Genomic DNA, 15,196 nt, shown 5'->3' on the forward strand with positions numbered 1-15,196 from the left:
GTACGTGGCAGCAGGCGCATCGAAGGGGTCCTTCCTCCAGTGGAGCCGCAGCGGATGCCGTGCTCATGGCGGGTTGGATGCCGCTGCCGGCAGAAAGGTTTAATGCACCCGCACAGCGGCGCCCGCAGTCCAGCAGGACCTGATCACTGTCCGGAGAGCCACGCCTCCAGCGCTGCCGTGTCCCTCATGTCGCCTTCATGGCGGCAATCCGGAACATCACTCCTTGCCCGGAAGCAACACCAGTGGCGCAGTCTTCCAGCCCAAAGGAACGCGCCCGCCCCAGCGGGCGCGCCCTGCTTCAATGCAAGGGTACCTTCAGCACCGACGGCGCGTTGGCCGGGGAGCTGAAAGTCAGCGTACCGCCCAGCTGGCTGATGCCCGCATAGCGCAGGTCCACGGTATCCACCACCAGGGTCAGGCGGCTGCCGGCCGGAATGTTCCAGCTGCTGGCTTCCAATCGCAGGTCGATGGTCCTGGGCTGGCCCGGCGTGGCACCCCGCAGGGTGTACGGCTTGTGGCTGATCAGCTGGCCATTGCCCAGCACGTCCTCGGCATAGAGATAGGCATACAGCGTGGTGTCGGCGCGGCTTGGCGTGACCGTCATCCGTACTTCCGGCGCGCCATCCAGACGGCGTGCACTCCAGTACACCGGCCCCTGCCAGACACCGGCGGCGTTGCGGCCGACGAAGGGCACATAGGCGCCTGGCGGCAGGTTGATCATCTGCAGCGCGCCCGATGCCATCACCACGCCGGAGTTGGCGGCCGTCAGCAGGCCGCTGCCGATGCGGTAGCTCCAGCCGGTGCCGCCCCCGTTCGCCGCCAATCCGCCGGTGGGCTGCAGCAGCCCGCTCGGCGCGGTCAGCCCGTAGCTGACGGCGCCCGTCTGCGTCGCCTGCCAGTCCGGATAGTGGCTCCAGCTGCCCTTCTCCGACTTCAGCTGCACCGGCGCCTGGCGCTCGATGCCATTGGCTTCACCCTTCAGGTAGTGATCGAACCAGTCGCCCACGGCCGCATACACCTCGTTGGGAATGCCGAACGCGCCAAGGGCCTCGTTCAGCGCGTGGTCGCCATGGCGCAGCTGCAGCTGCTTGGGTCCTTTCAGGCCGTTGAAGAAGTCCACCAGCTGGCCCGGCGGGAACAGGCTGTCGTTGAAGGCGTTGGCCAGGAACACCGCAGGCCGGTGGGCGTTGATCTCATCCAGGCTGGCTGCGGGACTGCGCTGCGCCGCCACCGGCAGCAATGACTCCACCGCCCCCTGATAGTTGCCGACCAGCACATTGCGGTTGATGGTGGCCAGTTCCGCCCCGGGGCGGCCAGTGGCCAGCCCTGCGGCCACCAACAGGGCGATGCCCTGCGCGCTGGGGGTGTCGTTGCTGTACAGCGACGCCTGCAGGTCAGCCCAGCCGCTCAGCGCCGCAACCGCCTTGATGCGCGGGTCGCGCGCTGCGGCCAGCAGGCTGGTACCGGCGCCGTAGGAGATGCCCGAGACGCCGATCCTTGCCGGATCGGCCCGGGTGTTGGCCAGCGCCCAGTCGATCAGGGCGCTGACATCCTCCACCGTGGCGGGCCCGGCGATGTCGATGCTGCCGCCCGACTCCCAGAAGCCGCGCGAGCTGTAGCTGATGACCACATAGCCGCGCTGCGCCAGCGACTGCGCCACCCCCACGTACTCCACGCTGGGGACAGCCCAGCTGCTGGGCATCACCAGCAGCGGATAGCGCCCAACGCCGCCGTCCTGGGGTTCGATGACGAAGGCCCCGAGGGGCGTGCCATCCCAGCCCGGGAGGGTGCGATGGGTGGTCTTGACCGTGGCCGCATGGGCCGTGGGCGCCAGCCCGGTCAGCAGGATCAACAGCAGCAATACCTTGCGCATCGTCGTCTCTCCCCGTCGGTGGTGGTGCAACGGATCGGACCGTACCAGTGCGCATGGTGGCTGGCACCTTGCGACGCAGCATGGCGCCTTGGGACCCGGCATCCCAAAGGGGACGATACGAAATCAGATTCAGGCGCGCTGGATCACCCATACCAGAAGGCCCGCCAGCGGCATCAACACAACCATGCCGACGGCGCCCAAGCACCCGGATTCCCTACGGCGCGATGTGGCGACCTGCGGGCGTGATCGCAACCAGCCTGCATGACAGGTGCTGCAGTAGAACCGCTGCTTCCCGTCCCGCCAGGCGCCGATGGTACGTGCGTCGTGCAGTGCCGCGCTGCCGCATCGCCCACACTTGAAGCTGCGATGTGGCGGACGCTTCTGTCGACGCAGCGCAGCCACGATTGCCATTCCGATGAGGGCGGCAACAGCGGCCCCCGCAAAGATCTCATTGCTCATTGTTCCCCACGCTCGATGCCACGGCTTTCCCCAGTGCCTCGCATGGTATCGAGTCGCGTACACGCTGTGCTACGACGCCTAGCACGCGCGCATGTCAGCCACCGGCCGCGTGATCTGACACCTCTCCAGTGCTTGCGGGCGGTCACAGCTTCGTCTTTTCGTCGTTGACCGAAAGACGACAGCTTGTGACGCTTACGACACCGCAGGGCTGATGGCCCAACAGCGCGGTCAGGTCCCACCGCAATCCGCAGCACCCGTCTCCGCAGCATCTCCGCATGACCTTGCCACGGCCAGGGCGTGACGGGTGGCTGCGTCCTGAATCTTCTGCCGGAGAACCGCAATGCGCCTTGCAAGCTTCTTCCTCGCGTTCGTCCTCAGCGCCGTCGCCGGCGCTGCCCAGGCCCAGGTGGTCACCCTCAACAAGGGCGGCTTCGTGCTCACCTATGACTGCAGCATCCACAGCGCCACCCGCTACGAGTACACGCTCACGGCCGATACCGGCTCCGCCGCACGGCCGTCCAGCTTCTACAAGGACCCGGACCTGCCGGCCGGCTGCCTGGGCCAGACCAGCACCGCGTCCTATGCCAGCATCAAGTCCGGCTATGACCGTGGCCACCTGGTCACGTCCAACCACATGGACTACGACGCGACCTACATCCGCCGCGCCAACTACATGACCAACATCGTGCCGCAGGTGTCCAGCTTCAACCAGGGCATCTGGGTGAAGGCCGAGAACGTGGCCGAGTGCTACCGCGACATCGCGCCGGTGGACGTCTACGGTGGCGTGGTGTACGGCGATGCTGCCAACGACTATTTCCTGGCCAGCCACGGCATCCCGACGCCGGAGTTCTTCTGGAAAACGATCATCACCCGCGACCCGAACACCGGCACCGCCAAGGCGATCAGCTGGATCATCCCCAACGAGGCCAACCTCGGCAGCCTGGACAACTACCTGGTGACGATCGCCGATCTGGAGGAGCTGCTGGGCGCCAGCTACGTGGCGATCAACGCACCGGCCTCGCTGAAGAACATGCTGCCGGCCACCACCTGGCCGCAGCCGGCCGGGTGTGACCTGGGCTGATCGGCGGGTAGAGGAACGTCACGATGCCTGTACGCGCAGCCATCGTGACGCCAGCACTCTGGCGAACAGGAACTGCAGTACGGCGCCGAGGAGCACGACCAAGGCAAGCCCGCGCCCGATCGTCGGTATCCCAGCGGACAGCATTCGCAGCAGATACGCCACGCCGGCCAGGCTGATCAGCAGGGAGGTAGCAAGCAGGACCAGCGACACCACCATCGTGCGCAGCATCGATGCGGGTCGCGGTGACAGCTCGCTGGCCCAAAGGCCGGCAAACGTGGCCAGTGCGCAGCACACCAGCAGGATCAGGCTGGCAATCTGCAACTGCGCGGGCCCATCGAAAACCGGCATGATGAACTCGCCAGGCGAGATTGCCGCAGGCAAGTGCAACGCCAGGATGGGAAGCAGGCAGCTACCGGCCACCAGCGTCACCGCGCCGGCGATGCTGGCACTGATGAGGTGATGGTGCACGCCCTCGGCACGGATGCGCCGCTGCATCAGCAGCGCCGGCACCATGGCCAGCAGCGTGAGGACCAGTGCGTGCGCAAGCGGAACCAGACTGATGGCTGCGACGCTGCAGACTGGAAACGGCAACTGCGCCATCGGAATGCGCAGGGCGCGATCCAGCACGACGAGCAACCCGAAAAGGGCGATCGAAGCGATCACCGGGTGGCGGATCCGCAGCGCGCCGCGGCGCCCGAACAGCAGCATCGACACCAGTACCGCCGCCCCGGCAAACAGACTCAGGCGAAAACCGAGCTCAGCCACCGCGTTGCCGATTTCACGCGAGGCCTCCGGCGGCCCCAGGCGATACCCGAATGCGATCAGGCGGAGGGCTACGGGCAGGTCCAGGCAGAGCACGTAGAGCTTGGCGGCGATCGCGAACTGGATGGGGTAAGCACCGAAGAATGATCGCAATCGGTTCAAGTCGTATTCCCGTGCAGGCGCTGGGCAGGGTGTCCCCGGCAGTCTAGCGTTCCTGTGGCCAGCGTGCCCTGCCCGCCCTGCTGTGGGAAAATGACGGGCACTTCGCCCTTTTGGCTGTTCCGGAGTAGTAGATGTCCCGTTTCCCCTTCGATGCCGTGCTGTTCGACTGTGACGGCGTACTGGTCGATTCCGAGCCACTGGTGGCCCGGGTGCTTTCGGAAATGCTGACCGCTCGCGGCTGGGCGCTGACCCCGGCGCAGGCGGGTGAAGTCTTCCTCGGCCAGTCCGTGGCCCATCTGGCCGGGCTGATCGCAGAGCGCACCGGCAAGCCGTTCACCGAGGAATGGCTGGAGGAGTTCCGCCAGCAGCGCAACCGGGCGCTGGAACGGGATCTGGAGCCGATCCAGGGGGCGCCCGAGGCCGTGCGTGCGATTGCTGCGGCTACCGGTGGCCGCATTGCCTGCGCCTCCGGCGCCGACCTGTTCAAGGTCAAACTGCAGCTGGGCAAGGTCGGCATGCTGGATGCCTTCGGCAACAACGTGTTCAGCGGCCAGGACATGCCGCGGACCAAGCCGCACCCGGACGTGTACCTGGCCGCGGCCGCCGCGCTGGGTGTGGACCCGGCGCGCTGTGCGGTCATCGAGGACACCGTTACCGGCGCCACTGCCGGCGTTGCCGCTGGCGCCACCGTGTTCGGCTTCAGCGAAGGCGGCCCGCACCACAGTACGCCCGAGGCCCTGCGCGCTGCGGGCGCGAAAGTGATCTTCCAGCGCATGGAGCAGCTGCCGGCATTGCTTGCGGCCTACGCCGCCGACGTCGCCGCCTGAGGCGGCCTCAGCCCGCAGCGCCCAGTGCGGCGCTGCGGCGTTTCCCGGCGTAATGCAGCGCGAACAGGTACAGGCCAGTGAACAGCTGCAGGAACAGCGGCGGCAGCGGCGAATAGGTGATCCACGCTGCAGGCTCGCCGTGCCCCAGCCCACGCACGGCGAAGTTGGCGATCACCGCCAGGGTGAAGACGATCGAGGTCCAGCGATGCACGGGCCGCGCCCAGCGACCCCGGCTCATGGACGGCGCCTCGCTTCGGAGCGGGCTTCGATCATCTTCCAGCCGTTGCCGGACGGGTCGCGGAACCCCGCATCGATGGCGCCGTAGCGTTCAACCGGTTCCTGGGTGAACTCGACGCCCTTTGCCTGCCATTCCGCGTAGCGCGCGCGGCAGTCCTCCACTGCGAGTACCAGCGGCGGCATCGCCCCCTTGGCGACCAGCTGCTGCAGCGCCTGTGCAGTGGCCGCGTCGTGGGCAGGTGGACCGGGCACGAACAGCCCCAGCTGGAATCCATCCTGGCCGGGGCTGCGTACCGTCAGCCAACGGTAGCTGCCATTGCGCACGTCGGTATGCACTTCGAAGCCGAGCGTGCCGACGTAGAACGCGAGCGCCTCATCCTGGTCGCGTACATACAGGCCGACCGTGTTCACCGTGTTTGTCATGGGACCTCCCTCAGGTGGGGCCCACGTTAGCAACCGCTTGGCGACGGCGCTTCTCCAAAACTGCGGTCTTCAGGTCCGGGCGCTGCGCGGCGCGTGCATGGCATTCCGGCACGCTGGCGGACCTCGCCTGGCCTGTGCGCTCGCGCTCCCGCACATTGCCCGGGCTGTCACCGGTGATGTCGCGGAAGATGCGGCCAAAGGTACCCAGGCTGCTCCAGCCGGTCTGCGCGGCGATCTCGGTGACCGGAAGATCGGTGTCACGCAACATCGCCACTGCCCGTTCGATGCGGCGGCTGAGCAGGTAACGATGCGGTGGCAGGCCGAAGGCCTGCTTGAACGAGCGCGCGAAATGCGCGGCAGATACGGCGCTGACCTCGGCCAGGCGGGCCACTGGCCAGTCCTCGTGACTGGCGTGGTCGATCCGGTCCTTGGCGCGCAGCAGGCGCCGCAGCAGTTCGGGGCTCTGGTTCATGGCAGGCTGGCGCGGGCCAGTTGATGGCGTGCTGCATGCCGCGCTTCGCCGGCCTGCTCGACCAGCCAGTCACGGAATGCAGTGACCTTGGCGCTGCCGCTCCGTGCAGTGGGCGCCACGAACCAGAAGCTGCGCCCGTCGCCGGCCACACCCGGATGTGCCTGCACCAGCCGGCCGCTGTCGAGCTCGGCCTGGAACAGGATCGGCGAGCCGATGGCGATGCCCTGACCTGCAATGGCGGCGCCGATATCCAGATGCTCCACCGCAAAGGGACTGACGAAGCTCTCCTCCGCCGGCGGCGGAACTGCACCCTGTGCGGAGAACCACAGGGCCCACCAGTCGCGCCGGCCGAGCAGCGGAACGTCCAGCGCCCGGCGACCGAGCCCGGCCGCCGCCGGCAGCAGCGCCGGTGCGCACAGCGGGGTGAAAATGCTGGGGAACAGGGGCGTGGCCTGCAGCCCGGGCCACGCACCCTGCCCGTTGCGGATGGCGGCATCGAAACGCCCGGCGGCTAGGTCCTGCGGTTCTGCCGACAGGTCCAGTTCCAGCACAATGCTCCGATGGCGCGCGCGGAAACTGCCCAGGCGCGGCGTCAACCAGCTGGTGCCCAGCGTCGGCAGAACGGACAGGCGCAGTCGTGCTGCATCCATGTCAGCGGCACGCATGAAACTGGCGCGCAGCGCGTCGAAGGCCCGGGTGGCCTCCACTGCGACGCTCGCACCGGCGGCGGTCAATTCCACATGCTGTGCATGGCGCAGGAACAGGCAGGTGCCGGTCTGCGCCTCCAGCCGGCGCACGTGATAGCTCACCGATGCTGCGCTGGTATCGAGCTCTTCGGCCGCGCGGGCGAAACTGCCCAGCCGCGCCGCCGCCTCGAAGGCGCGGATGGCGACAAGCGATGGCAGCTGGCGTTGGGTCACCATAAGTGTGGCTTAGCCTGAGCCCCGATATCCGCGTGGTCAATCCCCCTCGCACCCGCAACGATGGAAGCACCTTCGGCAACGGATCACGCAGATGGATCGACGGCAGTTCCTGGCCACCGTGGCCGCAGCGACAGCGTCCAGCGCGCTGCCCTCCGGGTGGGCCCTGGCCAGCCCCACCGCTGACTGGAAATGGTTGCAGGGCAACTGGCAGGTCCGGCACCAACGCCTCAAGGAGCGCCTGGTGGGCGATACCCGCTGGGAGGCATTCACCGGCGCCAGCGCGGTCTGGCTCACCCTGGGCGGGCTCGGCACCATCGATGACAACGTCATGGCGCTGCCCTCCGGTCCCTATAGGGGCCTGGGCGTGCGTGCGTTTGATCCAGTGTCGTCCACGTGGTCGATCTGGTGGATCGATGGCCGCAACCCTGCCCATATCGAAGCGCCCGTGCGGGGCGCCTTCGACGGCGATGGCGGCAGCTTCCGCGGACGCGACCACTTCAAGGGGCGCCCCATCGACGTCTGGTTCCGCTGGCATGACATCCATGGCGAAGTGCCGTGGTGGGAACAGGCCTTCTCCGCTGATGGGGGCGCGCACTGGGAAGTGAACTGGCGCAACTGGTTCCACCGCACCGCTGCGGTGCCGTCGGCACTTCCGGCGCTGCCGGATGCGCCGACCGATTTCGATTTCCTGGCGGGCCATTGGAACGTGCGCCATCGCCGCCTGCGTGCTCGGCTGGCAGGCAGCGACGCCTGGGAGACGTTCGACGGCACCCTGCACAACTGGCCGGTGCTGGGGGGATTCGGCAACGTGGGTGACAACCTGATGGACGTGCCTGGGGCGCCCCTGCGCGGCATGGGCATCCGCGCCTGGGACGCAACCGGGCAGCACTGGCTGAGCTGGTGGCTGGATGGCCGGGAGCCGACCCGGATCGGCGCGCCACTGCGTGGTGGCTTCGAGGCCGGTGTCGGGCGCTTCTTCGGCGAAGACCTGCACGACGGTCGCGCGATCCAGACGCGGGTGCTCTGGTCACGCATCACCCCGCGTTCGGCGCGCTGGGAACAGGCGGCCTCGGCTGATGGTGGACGCAGTTGGGAAACCAACTGGGTCAGCGACTTCGAGCGACGCGCATGAAGGCGCTGCTGGCCGTGATGCTGCTGGTTGCTGCGTCGCCTGCCGCGTCTCAATCAAGGCCGCTGCAGATCGTCGGCCCCGCCGAACGCTTTGCCCCGGCTGTTGCATCCACGCAGTACGACGAGATTCGACTGACCTTGAGCCCGGACGGAAAAACCGCACTGTGGTTCAGCCGCAACCGGCCCGGCGGTCCGGGCGGGTATGACATCTGGGTCTCCCACCACGATGCGCAGCGCTGGCAGCCGGCGACGCCGGTCTCGTTCAACACGCCGGGCCGTGACTTCGATCCCGCCTTTTCCGCCGATGGCCGCGTGGTGTATTTCTGTTCGGATCGAGCAGGCGGCCAGGGCGGCGACGATCTGTATCGGGTCAGCATGGGCAGCGACGGTCGATTCGGGGAGCCAGTCAATCTTGGCCCCGCAGTGAACAGCGCGGCCGATGAGTTCGCGCCGATGCTCTCGCCAGACGGTCGTACGCTGTTGTTCTCCAGCGATCGTGCGGGCGGTGCCGGCGGCCATGACCTCTACAGCGCGGCGATGATCGGCGGCGTCGCGCAGCCGGCACGGCCGCTGGCTGGCGGCATCAATACCCCTGCCCAAGAGTTCGATGCCACCTTCCTGGGCGACGGGCGAACGGTGGTGTTTGCCCGTGCCCAGGACTTCGGCAGTGCACCGGTGCGCCAGTTCATTGCCTACGCGCGTGGAAGCCGTTATGACGCAGGCCATGCATTGCCCTCGCCCTTGAACGAAGCCTCCGGCGACAGCTACGGCGCGATGCTGGATGGCTCGCAACCCGACACCTTGACCTATTCGGCGCGGCGCGCGGACGGTGCAGGGTTGGACCTGTACCGCATCCGCTACCGGATGTCGCGACCCTGAAGGCAGGTGGTGTCGATTTTCCACGCGCCCGTTCGTCGAGAGGTTGAGTACCCCAGGAGAAGATGCAGATGCCCTCCCAACAGTCCCTTGCGTGCACGTGCGGCCAGGTCCGCCTGACCACCACCGGCCGTCCCATCGCCACCGTCGAATGCTGCTGCGACAGCTGCCGCAGGGCCGGCGCCCGGATGCAGGCGGTGCCCGGCGCACCGCAGGTGCTGGGGCCTCAGGGCCAGACGCATTTCGTAATGCAGCGCAAGGATCGCGTCCGCATCGACGCCGGGCATTCCCGGCTGCACGCGTGGCGGTTGTCCAGCACGGCCGGCAGCCGCCGCGTCGTGGCGGGCTGCTGCAATACGCCCCTCTTCCTGGAGTTCAGCGGTGGCCATTGGCTGAGCCTGTATGGCCTGTTGTGGCCGGACGCGCTACGCCCCGCCGTGGAGATGCGGACGATGGTCAACGATCTTCCCGACGCGTCTGTCCTTCCCGACGATGTGCCCAACCTGAAGACCCACTCGCTGCGGTTCTATGCCCGGCTGTTGAAGGCGTGGATCGCCATGGGCTTCCGCAGCCCACGCATCGACATCGCGGGAGACAGCCATGCCTGAGCCCGAGCGGATCGAGATCGAGAGCATCACCACGCCCGGGCACATCCAGCGCGTGGATCGGGCCAAGTACACAGCCATGCGCGCGGCCCTGCTGCGCGCCTTGCCCAGGCAACCTCCCGGGATGACGGTGGCGCAGGCGAAGCAGGCGCTGCTGCCGCACCTGCCCGCTTCGCTGTTTCCGCAAGGGGCCACGGCGGGCTGGTGGCTGAAGGCCGTGCAGCTGGACCTGGAGGCCAAGGGGGTGATCGAGCGTCTTCCAGGCAGGCCACTGCGCCTGTTCAAGCACGTGCCGGCCGGCTGATCAGCGCTGCGCCGGCAGCTCCAGCCGATGCTTGCGGCACAGGCGATACACGGTCACCCGCGAGATCTGCATCTGCCGCGCGCATTCGGAGACGTTGTAGCCGGTCTGGCGCAGGGTCTGCAGCAGCACATCGCGTTCGGCCTGGCCGCGGGCATCGTGCAACATCGCCCCCGGCGCATTCACCGGCCCACCCAGTTCGAGGTCACGCTCGCTGATCAGCTCGCCTTCGGCCATGATCGCCGCCCGCTGCACCCGGTTCAGCAGTTCGCGCACGTTGCCGGGCCATTCGAAACGCCGCATCGCCTGCAGCGCAGCGGGTGCAAAGCCACGTGCACGCACGCTGTGGCGCAGCCGGAAGCAGCGCAGGAAATGTTCAGCCAGCAGCTGCACATCGGCGCCGCGCTCGCGCAGCGGCGGCATCAGCAGGCGCAGCACGTTCAGACGGTAGTAGAGGTCGCTGCGGAACCGCCCTTGCGCCACCGCGTGTTCCAGTTCGACGTGGGTGGCAGCAAGCACGCGCACGTCCGCGCGCAGCGGCTGGCTGCTGCCGACGCGCTCGAAGGTGCCTTCCTGCAGCACGCGCAGCAGGCTGGTCTGCGCTTCGGCTGGCAGGTCGCCCACCTCGTCAAGGAACACGGTGCCGCCGGATGCGGCTTCGAAGACGCCGATCTGGCGCTTGTCGGCACCGGTGAACGAGCCGCGCTCGTGGCCGAACAGCTCCGATTGCACCAGGCTGGCCGGAATGGCACCGCAGTTGACCGCGATGAACGGCCTGCCGGCACGCCCCGACAGCGCATGCAGCGCGTGTGCCGCCAGTTCCTTGCCGGTGCCGGTTTCGCCGGTGACCAGCACCGGCAGTTCCACCGGCGCGAACTTGTGCAGCACGGTGCGCACCGCGTGCAGCGCAGGACTCTCGCCGATCAGTGTGCGCGGCCCTTGCCCGTTGCACACTTCGTCGGCGGATGGATCATCGGCGTCGAACTGCTGGCGCATGGCAGCCACCAGGTCCTGCAGGCCGAACGGCAGGGTGAACCGCGAGATGCAACGCTGCAGCAAGGGCAGCCACGCCGCAGGCGTAGGCCCCGCACCGGGCGGCAGCACCGCAAGCCACGGCAGATGCGCGTGCTGTTCGATCCATGGCGCCAGCAACTGCAGTGCGGGCGCATCCAGATGGCGAAGATCCAGCACGGCGAGCAGCCGATCACGCCCGCGCAGCCCGATCGCCATCGCCGGGTCGGGATGGATGCGGCGCACGTACCAGCCTGCGGCCGCCAGCGCACTGCGCTCGTCCGCCAGCGGCTCGCCGAACCAGAGCACGCAACGTGACGTAGAAGCCTCCGGGACCGCTGCCATGCTTCCCCCAGCATCCGGACACCGTCGGCGGACTGTCAGGCAATCACCGGCGTGCCGCCCCCCGCCGGGACCTCTACGGCCACCGCGGCGGCCCTTGTTGGGCGGATCCTAGCGCCTCCCTAAACGGCGGCGCAATGAGCAGTGCGTCAAGAAATTCCCGGCTGAAGCGGCGCCGTTTCACACTGCGGCGCGACCTGTAACACCCCTGCGACAGTCGTCCGCCGCCCAAGCCCTGCGGTGGCTGGGGCTCCGAAATCCCAACAATCCCGCGACGTGCCTGTAACACGGCGGCAGCAGCAGCGTGCAGCGCAGCACGGCCAGGGCATTGGCAGCCGGACACTTCGAGGTTGGCACGGTTGATGCGTTGTTCCGCCGCACCCATCGCGGGAGGTCGGCATGAACGGCACCACCCTGTTTCGCGGCCCCGCCACAGCACTGGCACTGGCCCTGCTGTCGATCGGCGCCGGCGCCTCCGCGTCCGGTGCCCGCCAGGGCGTGAAGGCGCAGGCCGGCGAGATCGTGCTGTTGCGGGACGTAGCGGCGCGGCCAGCCTATCGCATGGCACCGCCGGGCATGGCGCTGATCGCCGATCCCAAGCCGCAGCGCGAAATCGCCATGGCCCTGGGCACCGCTGGTGCGGCGAGCGGGATGGATGAACTGAGCGAACAGGAGTATGCCGGCATCGGTGCAGGCCAGGCACCGTCCGTCGCCGCACCCGGTGGCACCACCGTCGGACGGATCACCCAGCAGGCCCTGCGCGGCACGCTCGGCCGCAGTGGCGACGGCACTGTCGGCGGCAGTCTCGGGGGCGCCCTGGGTGGCCCGCTCGGCGCGGTCGGCAGCAGCACCCGCGGTGTCGCCGATACTGTGCGCGGCGCCCTCGCCCAGTTCCCGTTGCAGGGCCCGGCCCCGGCAGGTGGCAAGTGAAGCGGGTGCGCTGGCTGCTGCTGATCCTGTCCGCCACGCCGTTGATGGCGCAGGCCGACGAGTACAGCGGCATGCTCGCCTACCTCGACGTGACCCGCATCGACGGCCACGCCCTGGCCGGTGCAGGCGGCGCGATCGCGGTGAACCAGGCGGCCGGCGACCTCAACCTGCAGGCCAACCTGCGTGGCGTCGCTACCGGCGAACGTACCGACGTCTCGATCAGCCACCTGCAACGACGCGGCGGCAACCGCGTGCTGGGCGCACCGATGCACGCCGCTGCCAGCATCGACGGCACGGCACTGGCCGGTGCCAGCGGCATCGCATCCATCAACCAGGCCAGTGGCACCGCCAACACGACGCTCAACGTCGTCAGTGCGACGCTGGCGCGACAGGGCATACGCGAAACCGACGATACGGCCCTGGCTGCCGAAGGTTACGCGTTCGCAGGGGAGCGGGAGGGTGCCGGTCACGGCACCGCGACCGGCACCCGCAGCGCCGGTGTCACCAGCACCGCGCTGCGGGGATTCGACGGTGTCCTGCAACTCAACCAGATCGCGGGCAACGCCAACGACACGGCCAATGTACTGGGCCTGGTCGTGCAGGACCGTCCGTGACGACCACCCAACCAATGCACCACCCGATGAGAGAGAGGGCACCATGAAAGCGACCGTCAAACGGACCATGCTCGCCATGGCGATTGCCACTGCCTCGACCGCCGCTGCGGCCAATGGCTGGGACAACCAGAACGCCAACGCGAACATCAACCACACCCACACCGTCAGCGAAACCCGCAACGACACCCACAACCACACCGACAACGACGTGCGCAACCGCACCGTCAACGTCAATGTGCAGAAGCACAGCAACATCCAGGCCGACGAGCGCAAGGAGAAGAACAACCACGGCGTCGACGTGAACCTGGAGAAGGACCTGCGGCTGGGTACCGACATCAGTTTCTCCGGCGACCCGAACATCACCGGCGACATCGACCTCGATTCTGCAGCCATTGCGGTGATCGACAACCGCCAGTCGATCAGCAACAACGCCACCAGCAACAGCCTGGTGACCAACCGTGCATCGATCGGTGACAGCGTCGGTGCCGGTGCCTCCGGCAACCTGGGCTTCAACGTGGTCTCCGGCGACAACAATGCCCAGGACAACGCGGCCTCGCTGTCTGCTGCCGATGCATCCTTCAGCTTCGGCATGGCCGACGCCGAGGTGTTCGTCAACCAGGCGGGGTTCGGCAACGCCACCATGAACTCCGGCGTCACCAACGCCGCCGGCCTCAGTGGCAATGCCTTCGGCGGCGCGTCCGGCAACATCGGCGTCAACATCGCTTCGGGCAACAACAACGAGCAGAAGAACGCGCTCGCGGCCTCGGTCGCGACCACGGCAATGGCGCAGTCGAGCATCAGTTCCAACCAGGTGTCCACCGGCAACACGGTCAGCAACGCCGGCTTCGTGCAGTCCTATACCGATACCGTGCAGGTCGGCCTGCATGGCGGCGTCAGCGGCCTGACCTGGGGCTATGGCGCCGGCACCTATCGCGGCACCGGCAACGCCTACCAGATGGCCAACTACTACCTGGATACATGGAACGGCGCCCTGCCGCATCCCGGTGGCAACAGTACCGGCCACATCGACCTGGACAACGAGATCCAGAACGCCACGATGAACCCCAACCGGCCGGGGGTGGGCGGCCTGGGCTTCGATACGCGTGAAAGCGGCACCAGCCAGTTCGTCGAACTGGGCGTGGCCGATCTGTACGCCAGCCTGAGCGGCACGGTCAGCACCACGCGCTGGGTGAACGTGGATGCCACCAACACGTCGGCCTTGTCCGGCAGTGCCTTCTCGGGTGCCTCCGGCAACATCGGCGTGAACGTGGCGGCGGGCACCGGCAATCTGCAGGGCAACAGCCTGGCCCTGGCAGTCGCCCAGCCCGGCACCGGCGGCGGTGGCGGCAGCGGCGAGTAAGCGCACCACCCCGGCCGTCCGCCAACGACCGGGTCCCCGGGAGCCCCTGTTCCTCCTCCCCCTTGGGACAGGGGCTCCCCCCTGCTGCCGGAGAACGCGATGATCGGCCACCGTCTCTCGCTGTGCCTGCTGGCCTGCGTGCTGTTGCTGGGCGGTGCGCCTGCACGGGCGGGTGACGTCGGCTTCGCCGGCGTGCTGCCCAACGGCGCGCTGCTGCAGCAGAAGGTCGAAAGCATGCAGGAACGGCGCTACCGCAACGTGGTGCGGCAGCATACCGATTACAGCTGCGGGGCCGCTGCACTGGCGACGATCCTGCGCCATGCCTACCACCTGCAGACCGACGAAGCGACGGTGATCGAGGGAATGATGGGGGTATCCGATCCGGCGCTGGTGGCCGAGCGCGGCTTTTCCCTGCTCGACATCAAGCGCTATGTGGAATCGCTGGGCATGCGTGGGCGTGGCTACCGCATCGATGAAGCGCGCCTGCGCACACTTCGCGTTCCCGGCCTTGTGCTGATGGACGTGCGCGGCTTCCGCCACTTCGTGGTGCTCAAGCAGGTGCGCGAGGGCGTGGTCGAAGTGGCCGATCCGATCCTGGGCAACCGCAGCCTGGCGTTGCCCGAATTCCTGGCCGCCTGGCCATCACGTGCGGTTTTCGTGGTGATCGGCAGTGATTTCGATCGCAACACGGTCCTGCTGCAACCCAGCGAACGGCCCAGTGCCCGCGCGCTCTATGCGCGACAGGGGCCCATCACCGATGCCGAACTGGTCGACTTCGGCTTCAGCCACGCCGACCTGTTCTGAAGG

General features: G+C 67.9%; 17 protein-coding genes. 10 read left to right on the forward strand and 7 right to left on the reverse strand.

Annotation, left to right across the window (positions count from 1 at the left end):
- Positions 1–298: 298 nt before the first annotated feature.
- The gene (locus LRM18_RS03205) at positions 299–1,873 is read right to left on the reverse strand and encodes an alpha/beta fold hydrolase (RefSeq protein WP_270951063.1); all 1,575 of its coding nucleotides are present in this window, start codon (positions 1,871–1,873) and stop codon (positions 299–301) included.
- Positions 1,874–2,672: 799 nt separating this feature from the next.
- Here LRM18_RS03205 and LRM18_RS03210 point away from each other — a divergent pair.
- Entirely contained in the window at positions 2,673–3,413 is a 741-nt protein-coding gene (locus tag LRM18_RS03210; protein WP_049467217.1) for a DNA/RNA non-specific endonuclease, read from the forward strand.
- An 18-nt stretch (positions 3,414–3,431) separates the two neighbouring features.
- Here LRM18_RS03210 and LRM18_RS03215 read toward each other — a convergent pair whose 3' ends face one another.
- Positions 3,432–4,337, reverse strand: coding sequence for a hypothetical protein (locus LRM18_RS03215; RefSeq protein WP_270951065.1), 906 nt, complete (start codon positions 4,335–4,337; stop codon positions 3,432–3,434).
- A gap of 131 nt (positions 4,338–4,468) precedes the next feature.
- Between LRM18_RS03215 and LRM18_RS03220 the strand changes: the two genes are divergently transcribed.
- Positions 4,469–5,164, forward strand: coding sequence for an HAD family phosphatase (locus tag LRM18_RS03220; RefSeq protein WP_049467213.1), 696 nt, complete (start codon positions 4,469–4,471; stop codon positions 5,162–5,164).
- A 7-nt stretch (positions 5,165–5,171) separates the two neighbouring features.
- On the opposite strand, the gene LRM18_RS03225 is transcribed toward LRM18_RS03220, so the two are convergent.
- From LRM18_RS03225 to LRM18_RS03240, 4 genes are read right to left on the reverse strand one after another with little or no spacing between them, the layout of a single operon-like run.
- On the reverse strand, positions 5,172–5,402 hold the full coding sequence (locus tag LRM18_RS03225) for a hypothetical protein (RefSeq protein ID WP_049467211.1): 231 nt from the start codon (positions 5,400–5,402) through the stop codon (positions 5,172–5,174).
- A complete protein-coding gene (locus LRM18_RS03230; RefSeq protein ID WP_049467210.1) occupies positions 5,399–5,824 on the reverse strand; it encodes a VOC family protein in 426 nt (141 codons plus the stop codon). Before LRM18_RS03230 ends, LRM18_RS03225 begins: the two co-directional genes overlap by 4 nt.
- Before the next feature lie 10 nt (positions 5,825–5,834).
- A complete protein-coding gene (locus LRM18_RS03235) occupies positions 5,835–6,296 on the reverse strand; it encodes an AraC family transcriptional regulator (protein WP_270951070.1) in 462 nt (153 codons plus the stop codon).
- On the reverse strand, positions 6,293–7,219 hold the full coding sequence (locus tag LRM18_RS03240; RefSeq protein ID WP_064238608.1) for a LysR substrate-binding domain-containing protein: 927 nt from the start codon (positions 7,217–7,219) through the stop codon (positions 6,293–6,295). The genes LRM18_RS03235 and LRM18_RS03240 overlap by 4 nt, the downstream gene beginning before the upstream one ends.
- Before the next feature lie 91 nt (positions 7,220–7,310).
- Between LRM18_RS03240 and LRM18_RS03245 the strand changes: the two genes are divergently transcribed.
- From LRM18_RS03245 to LRM18_RS03260, 4 genes are all read left to right on the forward strand, one after another.
- Complete coding sequence (locus LRM18_RS03245) at positions 7,311–8,351, forward strand: hypothetical protein (protein ID WP_270951074.1); 1,041 nt, start codon at positions 7,311–7,313, stop codon at positions 8,349–8,351.
- Positions 8,348–9,229: a hypothetical protein gene (locus LRM18_RS03250; protein WP_270951076.1), complete on the forward strand. Its 882-nt coding sequence runs from the start codon at positions 8,348–8,350 to the stop codon at positions 9,227–9,229. Before LRM18_RS03245 ends, LRM18_RS03250 begins: the two co-directional genes overlap by 4 nt.
- Positions 9,230–9,291: 62 nt before the next feature.
- Entirely contained in the window at positions 9,292–9,834 is a 543-nt protein-coding gene (locus tag LRM18_RS03255) for a hypothetical protein (protein ID WP_270951078.1), read from the forward strand.
- Positions 9,827–10,135 (forward strand): hypothetical protein, encoded by a 309-nt coding sequence (locus LRM18_RS03260; protein ID WP_270951080.1) that lies wholly within the window; start codon positions 9,827–9,829, stop codon positions 10,133–10,135. Before LRM18_RS03255 ends, LRM18_RS03260 begins: the two co-directional genes overlap by 8 nt.
- Here the strand turns inward: LRM18_RS03260 and LRM18_RS03265 are convergent, their stop codons facing one another.
- Positions 10,136–11,488 (reverse strand): sigma-54 dependent transcriptional regulator, encoded by a 1,353-nt coding sequence (locus LRM18_RS03265; protein WP_270951082.1) that lies wholly within the window; start codon positions 11,486–11,488, stop codon positions 10,136–10,138.
- Positions 11,489–11,884: 396 nt separating this feature from the next.
- Between LRM18_RS03265 and LRM18_RS03270 the strand changes: the two genes are divergently transcribed.
- The 4 genes from LRM18_RS03270 (at position 11,885) to LRM18_RS03285 (ending at position 15,193) form a co-directional block, all read left to right on the forward strand.
- Positions 11,885–12,415 carry a hypothetical protein gene (locus tag LRM18_RS03270; RefSeq protein WP_270951084.1) on the forward strand — a complete coding sequence of 177 codons (531 nt, stop codon included), beginning with the start codon at positions 11,885–11,887 and terminating at the stop codon, positions 12,413–12,415.
- Positions 12,412–13,029 (forward strand): hypothetical protein, encoded by a 618-nt coding sequence (locus LRM18_RS03275; protein ID WP_270951086.1) that lies wholly within the window; start codon positions 12,412–12,414, stop codon positions 13,027–13,029. Before LRM18_RS03270 ends, LRM18_RS03275 begins: the two co-directional genes overlap by 4 nt.
- Before the next feature lie 43 nt (positions 13,030–13,072).
- Positions 13,073–14,389, forward strand: coding sequence for an adhesin (locus LRM18_RS03280; protein ID WP_154330649.1), 1,317 nt, complete (start codon positions 13,073–13,075; stop codon positions 14,387–14,389).
- 99 nt (positions 14,390–14,488) lie between these two features.
- Positions 14,489–15,193, forward strand: a complete 705-nt coding sequence (locus LRM18_RS03285) for a C39 family peptidase (RefSeq protein ID WP_074725193.1) — start codon at positions 14,489–14,491, stop codon at positions 15,191–15,193.
- Positions 15,194–15,196: the final 3 nt, after the last annotated feature.

The sequence above is a fragment of the Stenotrophomonas sp. PI_27 genome, from assembly GCF_027854495.1.
GTDB lineage: Bacteria > Pseudomonadota > Gammaproteobacteria > Xanthomonadales > Xanthomonadaceae > Stenotrophomonas > Stenotrophomonas pavanii.

Excerpts from the sequence above, each read along its gene's own strand:
- LRM18_RS03225 (WP_049467211.1), bottom strand. The coding sequence starts at position 5,402 with ATGAGCCGGGGTCGCTGGGCGCGGCCCGTGCATCGCTGGACCTCGATC.
- LRM18_RS03250 (WP_270951076.1), top strand. The coding sequence starts at position 8,348 with ATGAAGGCGCTGCTGGCCGTGATGCTGCTGGTTGCTGCGTCGCCTGCC.
- LRM18_RS03220 (WP_049467213.1), top strand. The coding sequence starts at position 4,469 with ATGTCCCGTTTCCCCTTCGATGCCGTGCTGTTCGACTGTGACGGCGTA.
- LRM18_RS03285 (WP_074725193.1), top strand. The coding sequence starts at position 14,489 with ATGATCGGCCACCGTCTCTCGCTGTGCCTGCTGGCCTGCGTGCTGTTG.
- LRM18_RS03260 (WP_270951080.1), top strand. The coding sequence starts at position 9,827 with ATGCCTGAGCCCGAGCGGATCGAGATCGAGAGCATCACCACGCCCGGG.
- LRM18_RS03235 (WP_270951070.1), bottom strand. The coding sequence starts at position 6,296 with ATGAACCAGAGCCCCGAACTGCTGCGGCGCCTGCTGCGCGCCAAGGAC.
- LRM18_RS03255 (WP_270951078.1), top strand. The coding sequence starts at position 9,292 with ATGCAGATGCCCTCCCAACAGTCCCTTGCGTGCACGTGCGGCCAGGTC.
- LRM18_RS03245 (WP_270951074.1), top strand. The coding sequence starts at position 7,311 with ATGGATCGACGGCAGTTCCTGGCCACCGTGGCCGCAGCGACAGCGTCC.
- LRM18_RS03270 (WP_270951084.1), top strand. The coding sequence starts at position 11,885 with ATGAACGGCACCACCCTGTTTCGCGGCCCCGCCACAGCACTGGCACTG.
- LRM18_RS03230 (WP_049467210.1), bottom strand. The coding sequence starts at position 5,824 with ATGACAAACACGGTGAACACGGTCGGCCTGTATGTACGCGACCAGGAT.
- LRM18_RS03205 (WP_270951063.1), bottom strand. The coding sequence starts at position 1,873 with ATGCGCAAGGTATTGCTGCTGTTGATCCTGCTGACCGGGCTGGCGCCC.
- LRM18_RS03280 (WP_154330649.1), top strand. The coding sequence starts at position 13,073 with ATGAAAGCGACCGTCAAACGGACCATGCTCGCCATGGCGATTGCCACT.
- LRM18_RS03240 (WP_064238608.1), bottom strand. The coding sequence starts at position 7,219 with ATGGTGACCCAACGCCAGCTGCCATCGCTTGTCGCCATCCGCGCCTTC.
- LRM18_RS03265 (WP_270951082.1), bottom strand. The coding sequence starts at position 11,488 with ATGGCAGCGGTCCCGGAGGCTTCTACGTCACGTTGCGTGCTCTGGTTC.
- LRM18_RS03210 (WP_049467217.1), top strand. The coding sequence starts at position 2,673 with ATGCGCCTTGCAAGCTTCTTCCTCGCGTTCGTCCTCAGCGCCGTCGCC.